Source organism: Streptomyces synnematoformans (genome assembly GCF_039531005.1).
GTDB classification, from domain to species: domain Bacteria; phylum Actinomycetota; class Actinomycetes; order Streptomycetales; family Streptomycetaceae; genus Streptomyces; species Streptomyces synnematoformans.
The window spans coordinates 1-18,105 of the sequence record NZ_BAAAPF010000131.1; the positions used below are offsets into that span (position 1 = coordinate 1).

Below are 18,105 nucleotides of genomic sequence, written 5' to 3' on the forward strand. Positions count from 1 at the left end.
GCCCCGGCCCCCGGCGCCCCCGCGTACCGCGCCGCCAGCGTCGCCGCCCGGTCCCGCAGCGCCGTACGCAGCCACTCCGGCGCCAGCGCCTCCCCGTCCGCCCCCAGCTGCCACACCGCCCACTCCGCGTGCCGCGCGTCCTGGAACGCCGCCTCCAGCCGCAGCCGGCCGTCCGGCTCCGCCTCCTCGGCGAGCACGGCCAGCGCCGTGCCGACCAGTTCCTCCCGCCGCGCCGCCGTCAGCCGCACCTCCACCGCGACCTGCTCCCCGCCCGCACGGAACCGGGCGCTCCGCTCCTGCCAGACCCGGTCCAGGTCGACCCGCTCCGGCCGCGCCGCCGCCTCGGCGAGTTCCTCGGCGGCGCGCACCCGCGAGAGCCGGTACGTGCGGTCGGCGCCGGCCCGCGTCGCGAGCAGGTAGCCCCGGTCCCGCACGGTGACCAGGCCGATCGGGTCCACCGTGCGCCACGCCGCGGGGCGGCCCTCGGGGGCGTACCGGATGCGCAGCCGGCGCCCGGCGAACACCGCGCCGCGGATCGCGGCGAGCACGTCGTCCGGTACGTCGTCGGCGGTGAGCGGGCGGGCGAGGAGATCGGTCTCCGGGTCGACGAGCAGCCGTTCGGCCACGCCCGCGGCGGTGTCGCGGTACCCGGCGGGCAGCGCGTCGACCACCTTGAGCATCGCCGACGCCAGCGCCGAGCCGAGGCCGAACGCCTGCGCCCCGCGCCGCGATCCGGCGATGAGGAGCGCCAGGGCCTCGTCGTGGCTGAGCCCGGTCAGCTCCGTACGGAACCCGGGCAGCAGCGCGAAGCCGCCGTGCCGGCCGCGTTCGGCGTGGACCGGGACGCCGGCCGCGGACAGCGCGTCGATGTCGCGCAGCACGGTGCGGGTGGAGACCTCCAGCTCGCGGGCGAGCGTGGCCGCGGACAGCCGGCCGCGCTGGCGCAGCAGCAGCACCAGCGAGACCAGACGATCGGCGCGCACACGAAAAAATCTAGCAGAATATACGACACAGGATGTCGTGATTGGCTGCGAGGCTGACGCCCATGGAACGTACCGCGATAAACCCGGTCACCTGGTCCGCAGAGATGGGCTTCAACCAGGGCGAACTCGTCGCCGGCCACACCCGGACCCTCTACCTCTCCGGCCAGACCGCCATGAGCCCCGACGGCACGCCGCAGCACGCCGGCGACATGGCCGCCCAACTGGCGCTCAGCGCCGACAACCTGGAGGCCGTACTCGCCGACGCCGGCATGTCCCTCGCGCACCTCGTCCGCCTCAACGTCTACACCACCGACGTCGACCTGCTCTTCCAGCACTACGGCGCGCTGGCCGGCCGCCTTGCCGCCGCGCAGGCGGCACCGGCGACCACGATGCTCGGCGTCACCCGGCTGGCGATCCCCACCCTGCTGGTCGAACTGGAGGGCACCGCCGTAGCGTGACCCCGCCCCGCCTCCGGGCGCCCCCGCCCCGCCTCCGGGCCCCGGCCCCGGGACGGGCCCCCGGCCGGCCGCGGCACACTGGCTCGCCGGTCGACGGCACTCGACGGTCCCGGGCTCGGGGCGGGGGAGGTGGGGAGCCATGAGTTGCTTCGGCTTCTTCGTCATCCTCGTTTTCACGTGGGTGATCGGCTACGGTCTGGGCGGTGGCTGGCCCTGGGGCTTCGCGGCCGCCGGTCTGCTTCTCGTCCTGCTGCCGCTGTACCGGCACCGCTACCTGCTCGGCTCCCATCGGGCCCTCAGCGCGCATCTGCGCAGCTACGGGAGTAGCAGTCTCGGCATGAAGGTCCGCTGGGTGCGCATCGAAGCCGTCACCGGGCTCGACACAAGGGGCCGCCGGCAGTCGCACGTCACGTACGACGAGATAGACGGCGTGCCGCTCACCCTGCTCGCCCGGCTGCTCCGGCGGCGGCTGGTGGCGGTGGTCGAGGGCGACCGCCTGACCCTGTGGCACCGCCGGCTCGGCCGCTACCACGAGGTCGCCCGCCTGCACCCGCGCACCCTGCGCGTCCAGAACATGGACCGCGACTTCCTGCTGCACAACAGCGTTTTCCTCGCCGAGAGCTTCTTGCCCGCCCAGGAGCACTACAGCATGATCGCGGACTTCGGCGACGACAAGACCGTCAGCTTCCACGTCAGGTACGGACAGATGTGAGCACGGCGGGGGCCTGCCCGGCAGATGTCGCCGGACAGACCCCCGGGCCTGCCGCGCGGGGTCAGCGCTTGAGGGTGAACGTGAAGTCGCCGGAGAGCCTGCCGGTCAGACGCACGGCCGAGACCAGCCTCCCCTCCTCGACCAGCCTCTCCACCTCGGCCCGCGCCAGCCCGCACCCGTCGGCGACCAACCGCACCGGCCGGACCGGGATCCGCGCCTCGAAGCGCACGGTCACGTCGACGACCTCGCGGTCCAGGTGGTCCGTGCCGCCGGTGTCGAGCCGCCAGGCGCCGGTCCAGTCGAGCGCGACGCGGTTGCGGCGCTGGACGGCCGGGTCCTGGAGGAGCGCGGCGGCGAGGCCGATGTCGTTGTGGTGCAGGCGGGCGAGGGTTTCGGGACGTACGGAACGGACGTTGACCCGCTCCAGCACGGCGAGCTTCGTCGTCTCCCCGCAGGCCGTGCAGTGCGCGAGGAGCCAGGCGTCGAGGAGCTTGTGGTGGGCGTTGACACGGAACTTGCCGTTGGCCCGGAACCGCCGCCCGGACGCGCACGCGTGACAGCGGCGGCGGACGAGAGGCAGACGGGTGGGCATGACAAACCAGTCTGTGAGCACAGAAGTACACCGGAATCTGTGTGAGAAAACCGCAGCAAAAAGCAGCACGGCGCACGCGCACGAAGCGGCGTACGACGCGCGACCGATCAGCGCTTGTGAGGTCTCACACGGTGTACAACGGCACGCCCTTGCCTCGACGACTGGAGCAGTCGGCACGGTAACGGCACGCGGCGGCGCGGCTCCACCGGTTTTCGGGCGGCTGACCGCCGGTTCAGCGCACGGCGGGATCACTCACCGGCGCGTCCGGCCGCCCGAACGGCGCGTCGGCGTACCGGGCCCGGGACGCGTTGATCTCCGCCTCGTGCCGCACCGCCCAGTCGGCCAGCGCCGACACCGGCTCCAGCAGGCTCCGCCCCAGCGGGGTCAGGCTGTACTCCACGCTGGGCGGCACGGTGGGGTGCACCCGGCGGTGCACCAGCCCGTCGGATTCCAGGGTGCGCAGCGTGCGCGTCAGCATGCGCTGGCTGATGCCCTCGACGGCACGGTGCAGCTCGTTGTACCGGTGCGGACGGCCGCCGAGCAGGATCACCAGCAGCATGCTCCACTTGTCGCCCACCCGTCGGAACACCTCCCCGACCGGGCACGCGGCGAACTCGTCGGCCGGCACCGGGCGGGGCAGCTCGTGAGCGAGCACCGAGGGCACATCCGTGTGCGTACCGGACATCAAACTGCCTTCTTTCCGCCTGTGGCGCCGCGGTTGACGATGGACCGGCCGATGCAGATCTCAATGCCGATCCTATGGAGGACGCCGTGCCGGGCCAACCGCAGAAGACCGTGATAATCAGCGGCGGCACGGACGGCATGGGCCGAGCGGTCGCGCTGGAACGCCTCGGCCGCGGCGACCGCGTCACCGTCATCGGCAGCAGCGAGGACAAGGGCCGTGCCCTGCTCGACCGCGCCGCCGACCCGAACCTGCGCTTCGTACGCGCGGACCTGTCCTCGATCGCCGAGGTCGAACGGGTCGTCGCCGACATCGGCGGGCAGTACGAGGCGATCGACGCGCTGGCGCTCTTCGCCAACCGGGTCAGCAGGAAGCGGAAGCAGACGGCCGACGGCCTGGAGTTCACCTTCGCCCTCTACTACCTGAGCCGCTACCTCCTCAGCCACCGCCTGCTCCCGCTCCTCGACGCAGCCCCCGCCCCCGTCGTCGTCAACGTCGCCGGCGTCGGCAACACCGCGGGTGCAATCCGGTGGGACGACCCCCAGCTGACCCGGCGCTACGGCCCCGTACGCGCCCAACTCCAGGCCGCCCGGGCAAACGACCTGCTCGGCGTCGCCTTCGCGAACCGGACCGCGACCAGAACCCGCTACGTCGCCTACCACCCCGGCTTCACCCGCAGCGGCGTCGATAACCACGACCTCCGCCTGGTCCGCGGCTCGCTCAGGCTCCTCGCCCGGTTCTTCGCCCGCCCGGTGGCCGAGTCGGTGCGACCGGTCGTGGACTGGATCGACGACCCGCCCCGCGACCCGCACACGGCCGTCGACAGGGGCAAGCCGCTCGATGCGTCCCTCAAGACGCTTCGTCCGGAAGACGCCGAGCGGCTGACCGCGTACACCGAGGACCTGCTCCGCCGCCACGGCTGAGGCCTGCCCGCCCTCAGGCGGCGCGGGGCGGCTCCTGGGGCCGGTCGGCGGGGGTGTCCGCGGGGGTGTCCGCGCCTTGCCGGGGGCCCGGGCCGGGTCCGGTGGACGTCGGCAGGGCGGAGCGGCGGCGGGCAGCGAGCTGGTCGGGGGCTTCCTGCTCGGGGTGGGGGATGGCGCGGCGGCGGCGCTGGTTGCCCCAGACGCCCGCGCCGATCAGCATCAGCGCGGCGCCGATGACCGCGTTGGCCGCCCCGACGTCCAGGCCGGTCCCGTCGGTGTTGACCTTCAGCCCGTCGACCGCCTGCCCCTGCCGGAACATCCACAGGCCGGTGATGAACAGCACCAGCAGCCCGGCAAGCACGACCAGGAGGCGCGAGCGCCTGAGGATCCCGAGGAGGGCGAGAAACGCGGCCGCCGCCATCGCCAGGAAGAGCGAACCGAAGAGCTGGGCCCGGGTGTTGCTGATGCCGTCGAAGACGTCGCCCAGCTGGTAGTACCGTCCGTCGCGGCCGTTGTACCAGGGACGCCAGACGCTCCAGACGACGGCCACCGCGCCGACCAGCACGAGGACGGTTCCGACGGCGTAGCGTGCCTTGCTCGCGGTGCTCGGCAGCATCTTCGTTCGCCTCCGATGCCGTAGGGCTCCACGTCGACGCTACGCCCGAAATACCCCTTTTGCCACCTGGGCGGGTCCGCGCGGCTGCCGACCACTGCTCCTGAAATGGCGTGGCGGCCGGGCCGTCGTGATGTGACAATCCGTCCGCAACGTGATCCACATCCGCGTCCCGGAGGTCCGCATGGACGTCGCCTCGCTGCTGCCGTTGACCACGTCCCGGCTGTCGCTGCGTCTGTTCACCCCCGGCGACGCCGACGACCTGCACGCCTACCAGAGCCTGCCGAGCGTGGCGCGCTACTTGTACCGGCCGGCGCACACGCGTGAGCGCAGCGAGCAGGTGGCCGCCGAGCGCGCGGCGCAGACGGCCTGGCACGCCGACGGGGACGGGCTGGCGCTCGCTGTCTGCCGACGCGACGAGCCCGGCGTCCTGGGAGAGGTGAGCCTCAAGCTGGCCGACGCCCGCGCCGCCCAGGCCGAGATCGGCTGGACTCTCGACCCACGCCACCAGGGACAGGGCTACGCGACCGAGGCGGCCGCGGCGCTGGCCGGGTTCGCCTTCGACACGCTGGGCGTGCACCGGCTCTACGCCCGGCTGGATGTGGAGAACACCGGGTCTGTGGGGGTCTGCGAGCGCCTCGGGATGCGCCGGGAGGCGCACCTGGTCGAGAACGACCTCGACGGGGATCGCTGGGGCAGCGAGTACATCTACGCGGCGCTGTCCGCGGATCTCAAGTGAGGCACTGACCGTACGGATGGACGTGTACGGCCGTCCATCCGTGGACGGGCTACGCGCGTACCGGCAGCCATGTGCCCGCCCGGCGCTCCTCTTGCAGTTGACACCGGTGTGAAGTTCCACGCTGTACGGGTCGCAGCACCCCCGACCCGAGAGGACGCCCCTCATGCACTGGCTGCACCTCGGCATCGCCGTCGTCCTGGAGATCACCGTCGCCCTCTCCGCGGGCCGCGCGCAGGGCTTCACCCGACCCGCCTGGACCGCCGCCACGCTGGTCAGCGGCGGCCTCGCCACGTACTTCCTCAGCCGGGCGCTGCTCACCTTCGACGTCGGCGTCGGCTACGCGATCTGGACCTCCGTCGCCGGCGTGGGGATCGCCGTCCTCGGCGCCCTCTTCTTCGGCCAGCGTCTCGACTGGCGCACGTTCGCCGGCATCGCCGCGGTCATCGTCGGCGTCGTCGGCCTGCAGCTCAGCGGAACGGCATGACGCTCCTCCCTCACGAAACGGAAACCCGCATGTCCAGCAACCCCGCCGCCACCGGCGCCGCCGCCACCGCCGCCGCGCCCGCCGTCGACCGCGCGCGGTCGTGGCTCGTCCTCCTCCTCGCCGGGGCCTTCGAGGTCGGCTACGCCCTCTCCGTGGGCGGCAGCGAGGGCTTCACCGTGCTCTCCTGGTCCCTCGTCGCCGTCGTCTTCTTCCTGCTGACCCTCTACGCCCTGAGCGTCGCCCTCCGCACCATCGACGTCGGCATCGGCTACGCCGTCTGGGCCGGCATCGGCGCCGTGGGAGCGGCGCTCCTCGGCCCGGTGTTCTTCGACGAGAGCCTCACCGCGGCCAAGGCCCTCTGGCTCACCGTGATCATCGCGGGCGTCGTCTGGCTCAAGCTCTCCGACGCCCCCGCCCGCCACTGACGGCCCTCTCCCCCGCCGGCCACCGCGGACGCGGCCAGGGCCCGCGGCCCACCGGCTCACCGCCGGGGCCGAGGGCCGCCCCCGTCCGGAACCGGTGGGCGCGCCGATGCGCCCACCGGGGCGGTGGCCGGCCGGCTGTTCTCGCCGAGTTCCGCCAGGCCCGGGATCGGGTCGCCGGAGGGCGACCGCGTGGGGTGGTGCAGCAGCGTGAGGACGCGGCGTTCGACGGCCTCGCCTATCACGTGCTCCCAGCGGCCGGCCTCGGCGTGCGCCTGCTCCCACTCCAGCCCGATCACATCGACGAGCAGGCACTCCGTGAGCCGGTGCTTGCGCAGCACCCGCGTGGCGATCCGCCGGCCCGCCGCGGTCAGCTCCAGCCGCCGGTCGCCGGTGACGTGCAGCAGACCGCCGCGCTGCATGCGGGCGACGGTCTCGCTGACGGTCGGCCCGCTGTGGTGCAGCCGCTCGGCGATGCGGGCGCGCATCGGGATCACGCCGCGCTCCTCGCACTCCAGGATGGTGCGCAGATACATCTGCGTGGTGTCGATGAGCCGGGACATGCGGTGGGTCAGGCGGGGGTTTCCGCGGTGGCGGTCAGGACCGCGCGGCCGAGGGTGTGGCCGGACATGGTGAACCCGAGGACCGCCGGGGTGGCGTCGGCCGGAACGCCGACGGAGTCAACGTCGAGGGCGTACACCACGGTGAAGTAGCGGTGCGGGCCGTGCCCCGGGGGCGGGGCGGCGCCGACGAAGCGGGCCGCGCGGGCGTCGTTGGGCAGTTGGAAGGCGCCCTCGGGCAGGCCGGAACCGGCGTCGTCCCCGGCCCCGGCGGGCAGCTCGGTCACGGTGGCGGGTATGTCGGCGACCGCCCAGTGCCAGAACCCGGACCCGGTGGGGGCGTCGGGGTCGTAGACGGTGACGGCGTAGCTCCGGGTGCCCGCCGGGGCGCCGCTCCAGGACAGCTGCGGCGAGATGTCCTTCCCGCCGGGGACGCCGGAGATGCCGGAGAGCTGCTCGGCCGCCCAGGCGGCGCCGTCGGCGACGGTGGCGCTGGTGACGGTGAAGGCGGCCGCCTCGGGGAGGCGGGCGAAGGGGTCGTTGGCATGGGTTCTGGCATTGGCGTGCATCGCGTCATTCCTCTCAGGCTGTGCGCTCGGTCAGGCCGCCCCGCGGCCAACCAGAATCGACCATAACACGGATAATCGATTATCTGTCGAGTCGTCTACGATGGCCGCATGACCCAGCCGGCACACACCTCGACCGCACCGGGGAAGCGGATGCTCTCCGAGCAGGTCTACGCACACCTGCGGGACGCGATCATGCGCGGAGACCACCCCCCGGGCTCCCCCCTCAAGCCGCACGACCTCGCCCAGGAACAGGGCGTCAGCCTGGCCGTCGTACGCGAAGCCCTGGTACGGGTCGTCGGCGACGGCCTCGCCGACCGGCTCCCCAACCGCGGCTTCGCCGTCCCGGCCCTCGACGACCGCCGCTGGCAGGAGATCGCCGAGGCCCGCCGGACCATCGAGCCGGTCGTGCTGCGCATGTCCGTCGAGCGCGGCGACCTCGACTGGGAGGCGCGCGTACGAGCCGCCCACCACCGCCTGGCCCGCACGGAGCCGTACGGGCCCGGGGAGGGCGCGTACTACAGCGAGGCGTGGTCGGAGGCCCACCGCGTCTTCCACCGCACGCTGCTGGAGGGCTGCGGCAACCCCGTCCTGCTGGAGACCTTCGACCGCATGTGGACCGCCAGCGAACTGGCCCGCCGCTTCGCCGCGCAGCAGACCCCCGGGCGGGACGGCATCGAGGAGCACCGCCGGCTGGAGGAGGCGGCGCTGGCCCGCGACGCCGACGCCGCCGCCGGCATCCTCACCCGGCACCTCACCCAGACCGCGGCCGCCCTCACCACCCACCCGGCGTCCACCTGAACCGAAACAGCGCGTGCGGCGAAGAACCAGTGGGAGGGACGGGGCGGTTGAGCCCCGTTCGACTGGATCTGGGGGGCACGACCGCGCATGCGCATTTCGTTTCTGCTGCACAACACGTACGGAATCGGCGGCACCATCCGCACGACCTTCAACCTCGCCCAGGCCCTCGCGGAGCGGCACGACGTGGAACTGGTCTCCGTCTTCCGGCACCGCGACGAGCCCCTGATGGGCAGGCCGGACGGCGTCGCCATCCGCACCCTCGTCGATCTGCGCCGGAGCAGCCCGGACTACGCGGGCGACCTGCCGGACCACCGCAGGCCCGCCCGGGTCTTCCCGCGCCACGACGGCAGGTACCGGCAGTACAGCAGGCTCACCGACGACCGCATCGGCGCCTACCTGCGCTCCGCGACCGCGGACGTCGTCGTCGGCACCCGCCCCGGGCTCAACGTCCACCTCGCCCGCCAGACCCGCCGCGGCCCGGTCCGCATCGCCCAGGAGCACCTGACGCTCGACGGCCACGGCTACCGCCTCAGCCGCGAACTCGGCTTCCGCTACCCCCTCCTGGACGCCGTCACCACCGTCACCGAGGCCGACGCCCACGCCTACCGCACGCGGCTCAAGCTGCCCGGCGTACGCATCGAAGCCGTCCCCAACAGCGTGCCGGAGCCGGCCGTCGCCCCCGCCGACGGCCGCGGGAAGGTCGTCGTCGCGGCGGGCCGGCTGACCCGGGTCAAGCGCTACGACCTGCTGGTCGAAGCCTTCGCCAAGGTCGTCGCCGCCCGCCCCGACTGGTACCTGCGGATCTACGGCAGCGGCGACCGGACCGGCAACGAACGCGACGCGCTCACCGCGCTCATCGCCGACCGGCACCTCACCGGGCACGTCTTCCTGATGGGCAACGCCCACCCCATGGAACCGGAGTGGGTCAAGGGCTCCATCGCCGCGGTCACGTCGAGCAAGGAGTCCTTCGGCATGACGATCGTCGAGGCGATGCGCTGCGCGCTGCCGGTCGTCGCGACCGACTGCCCGCACGGGCCGGGCGAGATCATCGAGGACGGCGTGGACGGCCGGCTGGTGCCGGTCGGCGACGCCGACGCCGTCGCCCACGCCCTCCTGGAGCTGATCGAGGACGACGACCTGCGCCGCCGCACCGGAGCCGCCGCCCGCGCCGCGTCCGCACGCTTCGACCCGGCCCGGATCGCCGCCCGCCACGAGGCGATCTTCACCGAACTGGTCGAGCAGGCCCGGACCGGGAGCCCTCGCGGCCCGGCCCGCGACCTGGCCCGGCGCTGCCGCGGCACGGCGTACGGCAGCGCCTACGCCCTCCGCCACCTGGCGGCGGCGGTGCTGCGCCGGGGGTCCGCTACCGCGGTGCGGTGGCTGAGGTGGCGGCGAAGGCGGTGAAGGCCGCCCAGGCGTCGGCGGAGAAGGTGAGCGTGGGGCCTTCGGGGTCCTTGGAGTCGCGGACGTGGACGGCGGCGGGGGTGGCGGCGACCTCGACGCACTGGCCGCCGTCACTGCCGCTGTAGGACGACTTGTGCCAGTCGAGGGCGACCTCGATGCAGGCTCCCCCTTCGCTGTCGCTGTAGCTGCTCTTGAACCAGGCCAGCGTGCTCATAGCTCTCCCAGGATCTTCTCGATGAGTTCGAGCGATTCGCGAGGCGTCAGCGCCTGCGCCCGGATGATGCCATAGCGCACCTCGATCTCGCGGACCGTTTTCCGGTCCACGATCAGCTGGCTGGTGCCCTGCACCTCCACGTACGCAATCCTGCGCCCGTCCTCCGTCTCAAGCAAGTGCAGCGGGCCTGCCAGACCCGCGTGGTCCTCGCGGTCCGTCGGCATGACCTGGATCTCGACGTTCGGCAGTCGCGCGATCCGGAGGAGGTGTTCCAACTGGCCGCGGAGCACGGCCTTTCCACCGATCGGCCGTCGCAGCAGGGTCTCTTCCAGCACGTAGCTCAGCATCGGTGCAGGCTTGCGGTCGAAGATCGCCTGCCGGTCCAGCCGGGCGGCCACCCGCTGCTGGATGGTGTCCTCATGCACCGGTGGACGACGGGCCGCCAGCACCGCGCGCGCGTACTCCTCGGTCTGCAGCAGCCCGTTGATCACCTGCGAGTCGTAGGCGTGCAGCTCCACCGCCTCCCGCTCCAAGGCCGCGAAGTCCTCGAAGAACGCCGGATACCGCGCCCGCGACACCTCGTCCTTCACCGCCTTCAGCAACCCGCCCGCCTCCAGCGCCACGTCCACCTGGTCGATGTACTCCGGCCGCGGGATCCGCCTCCCCTGCTCCACGGCCGACACCATGTCGACGCCGTAGCCGATCCGGTCCGCGAGCTGCTTCTGCGTGATCCCGAGCCGCTCCCGCAGGATCTTCTGCTGCTTGCCGAAGGTCTTGAGGATTCCCGACCCCTCGTCCCCCATCGGTCGACTCGGACGCTCTGATTCCGCCATACTGACCTACCTCCCCACGAGCGCTACGTGACACGTACAGCACTCTCCGTAGCAGCTGTACGCCTGGCCAGGTTATGCGCATCAGCGGCACCGTGGGGCCCCATGAAGCCCCCAACGATTGCACCAGAAGCGGAATGCGCCCCCGGCGCGCAACCGACCGCGCCCGCCCGGACGTTCGCCATGCAGTTCACCTCCAGCCGCCGCGGCGCCCGCCTCGCCCGGCTGCTCGCCGTGCGGCGGCTCGACACGTGGGGCCACCCCCGCGGCGGGCCGGTGTCGCTGAAGGTGGAGACGGTCGTGGCCGAGTTGTGCGCGAACGCCGTGCTGCACGGCCGGGTCCCCGGCCGGGACTTCCACCTCGCGATGCGCCTCCGCGTCGACGGCGTGATCCGCGTCGAGGTGTCCGACGCCCGCCGGGAGCGGGTGCCGGTCCTGGGACAGCCGTGGCCCGCAGACGAGGAGTCGGGGCGGGGGCTGCTGCTGGTGGAGGCGCTGGCAGAGCGGTGGGGGGTGGCCGAGCGGAGAGGCGTGGGCAAGACCGTATGGTGCGAGGTCAAAGCGTAGCCCTATGCCGCCCGCGCCCCCCTTGACTCCGTCCCTTCCGCCCGTCCCCGGCTCATCGGCGGGGCAAGCTCCAGAAGGGCGAGGGGTTGTACCGCCGAGTCCCGCTCGACCAGCGAGGACACGATTCTCGGTGCACACGGACCCGCTGAGGACACGATGCTAAAGCATCGCATCATGCCACCGAAGAACGTAAAGAGACCGATCTCTGTGACGCTCGACCCCGAGGTTCTGGACGCTCTGCAGAGACTGGTCAGCGACGGCAAGGAGACCTCGGTCTCTTCCGTGATCAACGAGACCATGCGCAGCCGGGTCGAACGCATGCGGCATGCCGAGGAAGCCCGCCGCTATATCGAGGAGCACCTGCTGGACGGCGAGTCGCTCACGGACGACGAGATGATCGCGGCGCGCCAGGCCCTGGCCGCCAGCAAGGTCCGCACCGCCGGGCGCCGTGCTCGCGGCGGAGCGACGGCCGCGTGAGCGACGGGCTCATCTTCGACCACCATGCCCTGCTTGCGGCCGGCAGGGGTGACCGTACGGCATCGGCCTACATCGTGGCTGCCCATGAAGATCCGCTGTTCACCCTCCTCGTGCCCGGCCTGTGCTTGGCCGAGGCTACCCGCCGGCGGCCGGAGACCTCCGCCCACATCGCGCAGATGCCGGCCGTCGAAGTCTCGGCCGTGGACCGGCTGTCCGCTGACTTGATGGGCCGCCTGGGCAACACAGAGTTCCCCGCCGAGGGCTGGCCCGTCCTGCATGCCGTGAGCGTCTCTCTGGCCACCGGATGGGAGATCGCCACCACCACCGCGGAAACATACAAGGGCTTCGGCGTCCCGCTGATGCCGATTCCCGCATAAGGGAGTCCATCACCCCGGCCGGAGTGGGGCGCCACAGTTGAGGCTTTTCAGCTCGGCCACTGACCGCACCCAACGCGGTGCACGGGTCCGATCGCTGTCGGCCCGGAACCGTCGCGTCATCGCCCACCCTGGACATGGACATCTGTGTGGAGGGCTACCGGGGCGCCGGAGGCACCGTCCGGATGCCCTCCGAGACGAGGCCGGCGGGCACAGTGCGGGTCAGGAGGCTGCCGGCTCCGTCGGTTGCGGCGTACCCGCGACTTCGAGGCCGTCTCGGCGGATGCGTTTCCGTCCCCAGTCGCCGAGCGGACGCAGAGCCTCGTTGAGTGCGGCGCCCGCTTCCGTGAGCGAGTACTCGACCTTCGGCGGCACTTCCGCGTAGACCTCGCGGTGGATGAGGTCGTCTTCTTCCATCTGGCGGAGGTGCTGGGTGAGCATCTTCTCGCTCACCCCGGGGAGCGCTCGGCGCAGTTCGGCGAAGCGCCGGGGGCCGTGGACATGCAGCTCCCAGAGGACGAGGCCCTTCCACTTTCCACTGACGACGTCCAGTGCGGCATCGATCCCGCAGATGTAGGGACCTCGGCGGCCAGGCATACGCACCTCGTTCGGTTCAGGCGGGCGGGGCACTGACCAACAGGTGCGTACCCCACTATTTAGTGGGTACTTCCGGTTGATGGTGACAGCGGCGAGGCTGGATCCGCAAGTGATCAATTCTCACCGCCTCCCAGGAGGTCACGCATGCCCGCTCACTCACCTGTCACCGTGCTCGGCCTGGGGCCGATGGGTCAGGCCATGGCCCGAACCCTGATGCAGACCGGACATCCGGTCACGGTGTGGAACCGCACGCCCGGTCGCGCTGACGATCTTGTCGCGGCCGGAGCGCACCTCGCCGCCACCCCGTCGGAAGCCGTCGCGGCCAGCGACCTGATCATCCTCAGCCTGACCGACTACCAGGCGATGTGGGACATCCTGGGCGGCGCGACAGCGTCTCTGCGCGGGCGCACCCTGGCCAACCTCAGCTCCGACACCCCGGACCGCAGCCGCGAGGCCGCGGCATGGGCCGCCGGGCACGGGGCGGCGTTCCTCACCGGCGGCGTGATGGTGCCGGCGCCGATGGTCGGCACCGCGTCGGCGTACGCGTACTACAGCGGGCCGAGTGAGGTGATGGACCGGCACAGCGGGACGCTCGCCCGGATCGGGACGCCGCGCTACCTCGGCGAGGATCCCGGCCTGGCCCAGCTGATGTACCTGGCCAACCTCGACGTCTTCCTCACCACCCTGTCGTCGCTCACGCACGCCGTCGCACTGCTGCAGTCGGCGGGCCTCAAGGCGAGCGACGTCTTCCCGGAGCTGATGCCGACCCTGGCCGGCATCCCGGCCATGCTGGAGGCGGGCGAGAGCCCGGCCGCCCAGATCGACGCCGGCGAGCACCCGGGCGACCTCAGCACCGCGACCATGATGGGTGCGACCGCCGACCACATCGTCGAGGCGAGCGAGAAGGCGGGCATCGATCTCGCCCTGCCGCGTGCGGTCCAGCGCCACTACCGCCGGGCGGTCAGGGACGGCCACGGCGGCGACAACTGGACGCGGATCATCGACGGCATCCGCACCCCGCACCCGGACGCGTAAGTACTGCACGGCCGCGTCCCCGGCGACTCCTGCTGCCTGGGCGCCAATCTGTTGCGCAGCATCGCTCCGACCGCTCCGCGACGCGTACGCTGCGGTCCGGGAGTGCGATCCAGGAGGACTGAGATGCCCTAGACCACCCAGTTGCGCACCTACACCGTCCGGGAAGGCATGCTCGACGAGCGGGTGGAGCGGTGGCGTGCGGAAATCGTGCCGCTGCGCCGGGCGTTGGGTTTCACCATCGGTGGCGCTTGGGCGGATCGGGAACGTAACCAGTTCGTCTGGCTCATCTCGTACGACGGCCCGGAGACCTTCGACGAACGGAACGCGCTCTACTGGGCCTCGCCCGAGCGCGAAGCAATGGATCTCGACCCGGACGACTACCTGGTGCGCACCGATGACCGCACGGTCGAGACGCTCGACCTGCAGTGGTGATCACGAAGTCGGCGGCAGCATGTGGTGCCGCCGCTCGTCGTCGCTGAGGACGCGGAAGACCCGACCGCGGACTTCGGCCTCAACGCGGTCGAAGTCGGGCTCGGCGGCCCACACTCGGGCGGTGCCGTCGAAGGATCCGGTGAGCAGGCGGGTGCCGTCCCGGGACCAGGCAACCGAGGTCACTTTGTCCTGGTGTACGCCTAAGATCGCGACCTCTTCGCAGGTCACGGACGACCAGATGCGCACCGTGCGGTCGTCGGACCCGGTGGCGATGAGCCGACCGTCCGGCGACCAGGCGACCGCCCGGACGCGCCCCTCGTGGCCCCTGAGGATCTGGCGGTGGTCGTGTCCCACACCGGTCCGGCACCAGCCGGAGTCGTGGCGTGCGGAAGTCGTGCCGCCGCGCGCTGCGCCGGTGCCAAGGGCACCGCCGCATCCGCTTCGTCGCGAGCGAGTGCGGCAAGGAGCCGGGCCGGTCCGCCCCCAGCCGGAGCCCGCGGCCGCTTCGAACGGGACCACCCCCTGAGACACCCGGGACACCGCAATGCGTCACCGTGTGCCGCGGAGTGCCTCCGCGAGCTGGGACATCATGTCCTCGTCGCGCTTGTAATGGATCCACTTGCCGATACGCGTGGACCGTACGAGGCCCGCCCGCTCCAGCGTTGCCATGTACGACGAGACCGTTGACTGCGCCAGCCCTGACTTGGCCTGCAGATGGCTGACGCAGACCCCGACCTCGTCGCGGTCGGCGATCGGCTCCCACTGCGAGAACTCGCCGTGCGGGTCCCGCAGCCAGTTCATGATCTGCAACCGCGCGGGGTTCGCCAGAGCCTTCAGGGCCTCGACCGCGTCCAGGGGGCTGGGGCTGCCGTTCCCCGGGTCCGTTGCGTGTGAAGTCGCCACGGCCTCCTCCTCGCATCCATGCACCATGGTATCCCGATGTGACGTACTGAACCTGCACCCCCATCAAGTCGCATCGACATATCGCGATTGAACGATATGATCGACTCCTGCTCATGCCCGGTGAGGGCGCGGTCGGCGCCGCACAAGCACCGGGCCCACAGGAGAGGGAATGCACGATGTCCGATGCCGGCAAGCCGTTGATCGTCGTCGCGGGTGCGACCAGTAAGCAGGGCAGGAGTGTCGTCACCTCCCTGCTGGAGAGCAGGAGGTTCCGGGTGCGAGCCCTGACCAGAACCGCCGACTCCGCCCAGGCCCGGAGCCTCGCGAGGATGGGCGCACAGATCGTCACGGTTCCCCTGGAAGTGGACCGTCAGGGCGAGTTCGTGCAGGCGTTTGAATCTGCTGACGGGGCTTTCCTCATGACGCCGCCTGTCGCGCCGCCCTCCGCCGTCGAGTTCCCCCTCGGGCGCCAGCTGGCCGATGCCGCGGTCGAGGCCGGCGTGGGACACGTTGTCTTCAGCACGCTCGAAAACGTCGAGGAGAGGTCATCAGGCACCAAGTACGCCCCGCACTTCACCGACAAGGCGCTCGTCGCCGAGCACATTCGGACCCTGCCGATCGTGCACACCTTCGTCTCGCTCTCGTTCTTCTACACCAACGCACTGGAGTACTACGCCCCTCGCATCGACGGCGACAGGGTGCTCATCCCCTTCTACCTCCCCGAAGACTTCCGCGCCCCGTTCGTGGACCCGCTCACCGCGACCGGACCGGCCGCCCTTGAGGTGTTCTCCCACCCGGGCGCCTACGCCGGCGCCACCCTGCCGGTCGTCGGTGACGTCATCTCCCCGGGAGAGATGGTCGAGGCGTTCTCCCGCGTCACCGGACTCAAGGCCGAGTACCGCAACGCCTACGGCCGGGAAGACCTGCTGACCCACGTCCCCGAGCTGGCAGAGAACCCTCTGCTGGTCGACGAGATCCTCGGCATGGCCGAGTACGCGGTGGAATTCGGATACTTCAGAAAAGACCGCGACATGGAGTGGAGCCGACGGATCGATCCCCACGCACTGAGCTGGGAGCAGTTTCTCCGCAGGACCGACTGGCGCGGCGAGCGGGTCTCCTTCGGCAGCTAGAGCCGTCGCCGACGAGATCGGACACCCACCGCCCCGGCGGGCCTCCGCGTCAGGTCGTCGTTCGCCACACGGTCAGCGTAGGCGGCTGCGACAGGCCGTTAATGTGCCATGGAAGGCTTATGGACCGTGATAGATAGATTTGACACTCTGGGCCGCTTTCGCCTCGTGTTTCATCTTCTTTGAAGGAGTGTCAGATGGCCGGTAACACAGTTGAGATCAAGGTCCCCGCTGGACGCGGACAGGTACGGATCGAGGCGCTGGTCAATGCGCAGTGGTTGCAGAGGGTGACGATCAAGCCGGACGGGAACCCGTACGGCTACGAGTGGACCGGAGCCGGCGAAGGAGACGCGTTGATCGGCGCGACGGCAATGGACCGCTCGCAGGACAGGGTTATCGCGGCCACCCTGGAGCACAGCGAGGACGGCGGCAGGACCTTCAAGCCGAGCACCCTCAAGGTCGACACGGTCCAGACGCCGACTCGTCCGGCCCGTACCATCACGACCATCTCCACAGAGGACGGACGGGACACGGACTTCAACGACTCCATCGTTCAGTTCGTCTACTAGCGGGTCCGGCCCGCGGCCCCGCCTCCGCCGGGTGCGGGGCCGGGCCGGGGCGCGGTGGTTTCCGCCGGGGCCGCGGCGGTGTCAGCCGTACCGGGGGGATGGGGGCTGGGCCGGGCCCAGCCAGGGTCGCAGCCAGCGGTCGTAGCTCTGCTGCCAGGCGCCCTCGCCCGCCTGCTCCAGGGTGGCGTTGACCACCCGTAGCAGGTCGTCCGCCCCGTCCTTGACCGCGACGCCGTAGGAGTCGTCGCCGACCTGCGGGCCGGCCAGCCGGGTGCCGTCCTCCTGGGCGGCCATGCCCGCGGCGAGTCCGCTGTCGGTCAGGACCGCGTCCACGCGGGAGAGCTGGAGCAGCATCAGGCAGTCCAGGGCGTTGGGGCGGCCCCGCATCCAGGCGCCGTACTTCTCCTGGCCCTCGCCGCTCAGCAGCTCGTAGCCGCTGGAGCCGTAGGCGGTGCAGACCGTCTTGCCCTTGAGGGTGCGGTTGAAGCCGGTGATGTCGGAGTGCTCGGGGACCAGGACTCGCTGACCGGTCTCGAAGTAAGGGCTGGAGAAGTCCACGGCCGGTTCCTCCGGGGTGCCCTGGAGCGCCCGGCAGGTGATCGGCATGGCCTGCACCAGCACGTCCACCTCGCCCTCCGCCAGGGCCTGCTGGCGGCGGTCGATCGGTACGGTGCGGAACTCCACCGCGCCGGGGTCGCCGAGCAGGGCGTCGGCCAGCTGTTTGACCAGGTCGATGTCGAAGCCCGCCAGCTCGTCTTCGGTGGTGCGGTGGCTCCACAGGTAGCTGTTCTGCGCCACCCCGGCGATCAGTTCGCCCCGGTCTTTGATCTTGGTGACGGCCGGTCCGTTCTGGCTGCCGCTCCCGGGGGCCGGGCTCACCGTCGTGTCGCAGTCCTCCCCGGCGGGCGTTCCCTGCCGCGGGGCCTCCGCCGCCGTCCCCGCCGCCCCCGGCGCTCCCGGTGCCCCCGCCTGCGCCGCGGACCGGGCTCCCGTCGTCGGCGCCTGCTGCGACGCGGCGCAGCCGGCCGTGGGCACCGCCAC

The 18,105-nt window shown here is 71.5% G+C and carries 26 protein-coding genes and 1 pseudogene; 15 read left to right on the plus strand and 12 right to left on the minus strand.

The window, feature by feature from the left end:
- A partial coding sequence (locus ABD317_RS19520) for a helix-turn-helix transcriptional regulator (protein ID WP_344291234.1) occupies nt 1–983 on the minus strand: 983 nt, incomplete at its 3' end.
- Nucleotides 984–1,045: 62 nt separating this feature from the next.
- Between ABD317_RS19520 and ABD317_RS19525 the strand changes: the two genes are divergently transcribed.
- The gene (locus tag ABD317_RS19525) at nt 1,046–1,441 is read left to right on the plus strand and encodes a RidA family protein (protein ID WP_344291235.1); all 396 of its coding nucleotides are present in this window, start codon (nt 1,046–1,048) and stop codon (nt 1,439–1,441) included.
- 139 nt (nt 1,442–1,580) lie between these two features.
- Nucleotides 1,581–2,153, plus strand: coding sequence for a hypothetical protein (locus ABD317_RS19530; protein ID WP_344291236.1), 573 nt, complete (start codon nt 1,581–1,583; stop codon nt 2,151–2,153).
- A 61-nt stretch (nt 2,154–2,214) separates the two neighbouring features.
- On the opposite strand, the gene ABD317_RS19535 is transcribed toward ABD317_RS19530, so the two are convergent.
- The gene (locus ABD317_RS19535) at nt 2,215–2,745 is read right to left on the minus strand and encodes a DUF1062 domain-containing protein (protein ID WP_344291237.1); all 531 of its coding nucleotides are present in this window, start codon (nt 2,743–2,745) and stop codon (nt 2,215–2,217) included.
- Between the two features lie 232 nt (nt 2,746–2,977).
- On the minus strand, nt 2,978–3,430 hold the full coding sequence (locus ABD317_RS19540; RefSeq protein WP_344291238.1) for a winged helix-turn-helix transcriptional regulator: 453 nt from the start codon (nt 3,428–3,430) through the stop codon (nt 2,978–2,980).
- Between the two features lie 86 nt (nt 3,431–3,516).
- Between ABD317_RS19540 and ABD317_RS19545 the strand changes: the two genes are divergently transcribed.
- Nucleotides 3,517–4,350: an SDR family NAD(P)-dependent oxidoreductase gene (locus ABD317_RS19545; RefSeq protein ID WP_344291239.1), complete on the plus strand. Its 834-nt coding sequence runs from the start codon at nt 3,517–3,519 to the stop codon at nt 4,348–4,350.
- 13 nt (nt 4,351–4,363) lie between these two features.
- On the opposite strand, the gene ABD317_RS19550 is transcribed toward ABD317_RS19545, so the two are convergent.
- Nucleotides 4,364–4,966: a hypothetical protein gene (locus ABD317_RS19550; RefSeq protein WP_344291240.1), complete on the minus strand. Its 603-nt coding sequence runs from the start codon at nt 4,964–4,966 to the stop codon at nt 4,364–4,366.
- 181 nt (nt 4,967–5,147) lie between these two features.
- Here ABD317_RS19550 and ABD317_RS19555 point away from each other — a divergent pair, with 181 nt between their 5' ends.
- From ABD317_RS19555 to ABD317_RS19565, 3 genes are all read left to right on the plus strand, one after another.
- Nucleotides 5,148–5,702 carry a GNAT family N-acetyltransferase gene (locus ABD317_RS19555; RefSeq protein ID WP_344291257.1) on the plus strand — a complete coding sequence of 185 codons (555 nt, stop codon included), beginning with the start codon at nt 5,148–5,150 and terminating at the stop codon, nt 5,700–5,702.
- A 163-nt stretch (nt 5,703–5,865) separates the two neighbouring features.
- Nucleotides 5,866–6,186 carry a DMT family transporter gene (locus tag ABD317_RS19560; RefSeq protein ID WP_344291241.1) on the plus strand — a complete coding sequence of 107 codons (321 nt, stop codon included), beginning with the start codon at nt 5,866–5,868 and terminating at the stop codon, nt 6,184–6,186.
- A 29-nt stretch (nt 6,187–6,215) separates the two neighbouring features.
- Entirely contained in the window at nt 6,216–6,611 is a 396-nt protein-coding gene (locus tag ABD317_RS19565) for a DMT family transporter (protein WP_344291242.1), read from the plus strand.
- Between the two features lie 140 nt (nt 6,612–6,751).
- On the opposite strand, the pseudogene ABD317_RS19570 reads toward ABD317_RS19565, so the two are convergent.
- Both ABD317_RS19570 and ABD317_RS19575 read right to left on the minus strand, forming a co-directional pair.
- Nucleotides 6,752–7,171: pseudogene (locus ABD317_RS19570) on the minus strand (metal-dependent transcriptional regulator); the annotation flags it as partial.
- An 8-nt stretch (nt 7,172–7,179) separates the two neighbouring features.
- Entirely contained in the window at nt 7,180–7,737 is a 558-nt protein-coding gene (locus tag ABD317_RS19575; protein WP_344291243.1) for a YbhB/YbcL family Raf kinase inhibitor-like protein, read from the minus strand.
- A 108-nt stretch (nt 7,738–7,845) separates the two neighbouring features.
- Here ABD317_RS19575 and ABD317_RS19580 point away from each other — a divergent pair, with 108 nt between their 5' ends.
- Both ABD317_RS19580 and ABD317_RS19585 read left to right on the plus strand, forming a co-directional pair.
- Nucleotides 7,846–8,535, plus strand: coding sequence for a GntR family transcriptional regulator (locus tag ABD317_RS19580; RefSeq protein WP_344291244.1), 690 nt, complete (start codon nt 7,846–7,848; stop codon nt 8,533–8,535).
- Between the two features lie 87 nt (nt 8,536–8,622).
- Entirely contained in the window at nt 8,623–9,939 is a 1,317-nt protein-coding gene (locus ABD317_RS19585) for a glycosyltransferase (RefSeq protein WP_344291245.1), read from the plus strand.
- Here the strand turns inward: ABD317_RS19585 and ABD317_RS19590 are convergent.
- Nucleotides 9,899–10,153, minus strand: a complete 255-nt coding sequence (locus ABD317_RS19590) for a DUF397 domain-containing protein (protein ID WP_344291246.1) — start codon at nt 10,151–10,153, stop codon at nt 9,899–9,901. The genes ABD317_RS19585 and ABD317_RS19590 overlap by 41 nt on opposite strands.
- Nucleotides 10,150–10,956, minus strand: coding sequence for a helix-turn-helix domain-containing protein (locus ABD317_RS19595; RefSeq protein WP_344291247.1), 807 nt, complete (start codon nt 10,954–10,956; stop codon nt 10,150–10,152). The genes ABD317_RS19590 and ABD317_RS19595 overlap by 4 nt, the downstream gene beginning before the upstream one ends.
- Nucleotides 10,957–11,166: 210 nt before the next feature.
- Between ABD317_RS19595 and ABD317_RS19600 the strand changes: the two genes are divergently transcribed.
- From ABD317_RS19600 to ABD317_RS19610, 3 genes are all read left to right on the plus strand, one after another.
- Nucleotides 11,167–11,550, plus strand: a complete 384-nt coding sequence (locus tag ABD317_RS19600) for an ATP-binding protein (RefSeq protein WP_344291248.1) — start codon at nt 11,167–11,169, stop codon at nt 11,548–11,550.
- A 207-nt stretch (nt 11,551–11,757) separates the two neighbouring features.
- Complete coding sequence (locus tag ABD317_RS19605) at nt 11,758–12,027, plus strand: hypothetical protein (protein WP_344291249.1); 270 nt, start codon at nt 11,758–11,760, stop codon at nt 12,025–12,027.
- Nucleotides 12,024–12,404: a PIN domain-containing protein gene (locus tag ABD317_RS19610; protein WP_344291250.1), complete on the plus strand. Its 381-nt coding sequence runs from the start codon at nt 12,024–12,026 to the stop codon at nt 12,402–12,404. The genes ABD317_RS19605 and ABD317_RS19610 overlap by 4 nt, the downstream gene beginning before the upstream one ends.
- 219 nt (nt 12,405–12,623) lie before the next feature.
- Here ABD317_RS19610 and ABD317_RS19615 read toward each other — a convergent pair whose 3' ends face one another.
- Nucleotides 12,624–12,998, minus strand: a complete 375-nt coding sequence (locus ABD317_RS19615; protein WP_344291251.1) for a winged helix-turn-helix transcriptional regulator — start codon at nt 12,996–12,998, stop codon at nt 12,624–12,626.
- 144 nt (nt 12,999–13,142) lie between these two features.
- Between ABD317_RS19615 and ABD317_RS19620 the strand changes: the two genes are divergently transcribed.
- Nucleotides 13,143–14,033 (plus strand): NAD(P)-dependent oxidoreductase, encoded by an 891-nt coding sequence (locus ABD317_RS19620; protein ID WP_486389019.1) that lies wholly within the window; start codon nt 13,143–13,145, stop codon nt 14,031–14,033.
- 141 nt (nt 14,034–14,174) lie between these two features.
- Entirely contained in the window at nt 14,175–14,465 is a 291-nt protein-coding gene (locus ABD317_RS19625; RefSeq protein ID WP_344291252.1) for an NIPSNAP family protein, read from the plus strand.
- Here ABD317_RS19625 and ABD317_RS19630 read toward each other — a convergent pair whose 3' ends face one another.
- Nucleotides 14,466–14,819 carry a WD40 repeat domain-containing protein gene (locus tag ABD317_RS19630; RefSeq protein WP_344291253.1) on the minus strand — a complete coding sequence of 118 codons (354 nt, stop codon included), beginning with the start codon at nt 14,817–14,819 and terminating at the stop codon, nt 14,466–14,468.
- 195 nt (nt 14,820–15,014) lie between these two features.
- Complete coding sequence (locus ABD317_RS19635) at nt 15,015–15,368, minus strand: ArsR/SmtB family transcription factor (protein WP_425582394.1); 354 nt, start codon at nt 15,366–15,368, stop codon at nt 15,015–15,017.
- Nucleotides 15,369–15,544: 176 nt separating this feature from the next.
- Between ABD317_RS19635 and ABD317_RS19640 the strand changes: the two genes are divergently transcribed.
- Nucleotides 15,545–16,498, plus strand: a complete 954-nt coding sequence (locus ABD317_RS19640; RefSeq protein ID WP_344291254.1) for an NmrA/HSCARG family protein — start codon at nt 15,545–15,547, stop codon at nt 16,496–16,498.
- 194 nt (nt 16,499–16,692) lie between these two features.
- Nucleotides 16,693–17,064, plus strand: a complete 372-nt coding sequence (locus ABD317_RS19645; RefSeq protein ID WP_344291255.1) for a fucose-binding lectin II — start codon at nt 16,693–16,695, stop codon at nt 17,062–17,064.
- 81 nt (nt 17,065–17,145) lie between these two features.
- Here the strand turns inward: ABD317_RS19645 and ABD317_RS19650 are convergent.
- The coding region (locus ABD317_RS19650) for a transporter substrate-binding domain-containing protein (protein WP_344291256.1) at nt 17,146–18,105 on the minus strand (960 nt) is incomplete at its 5' end.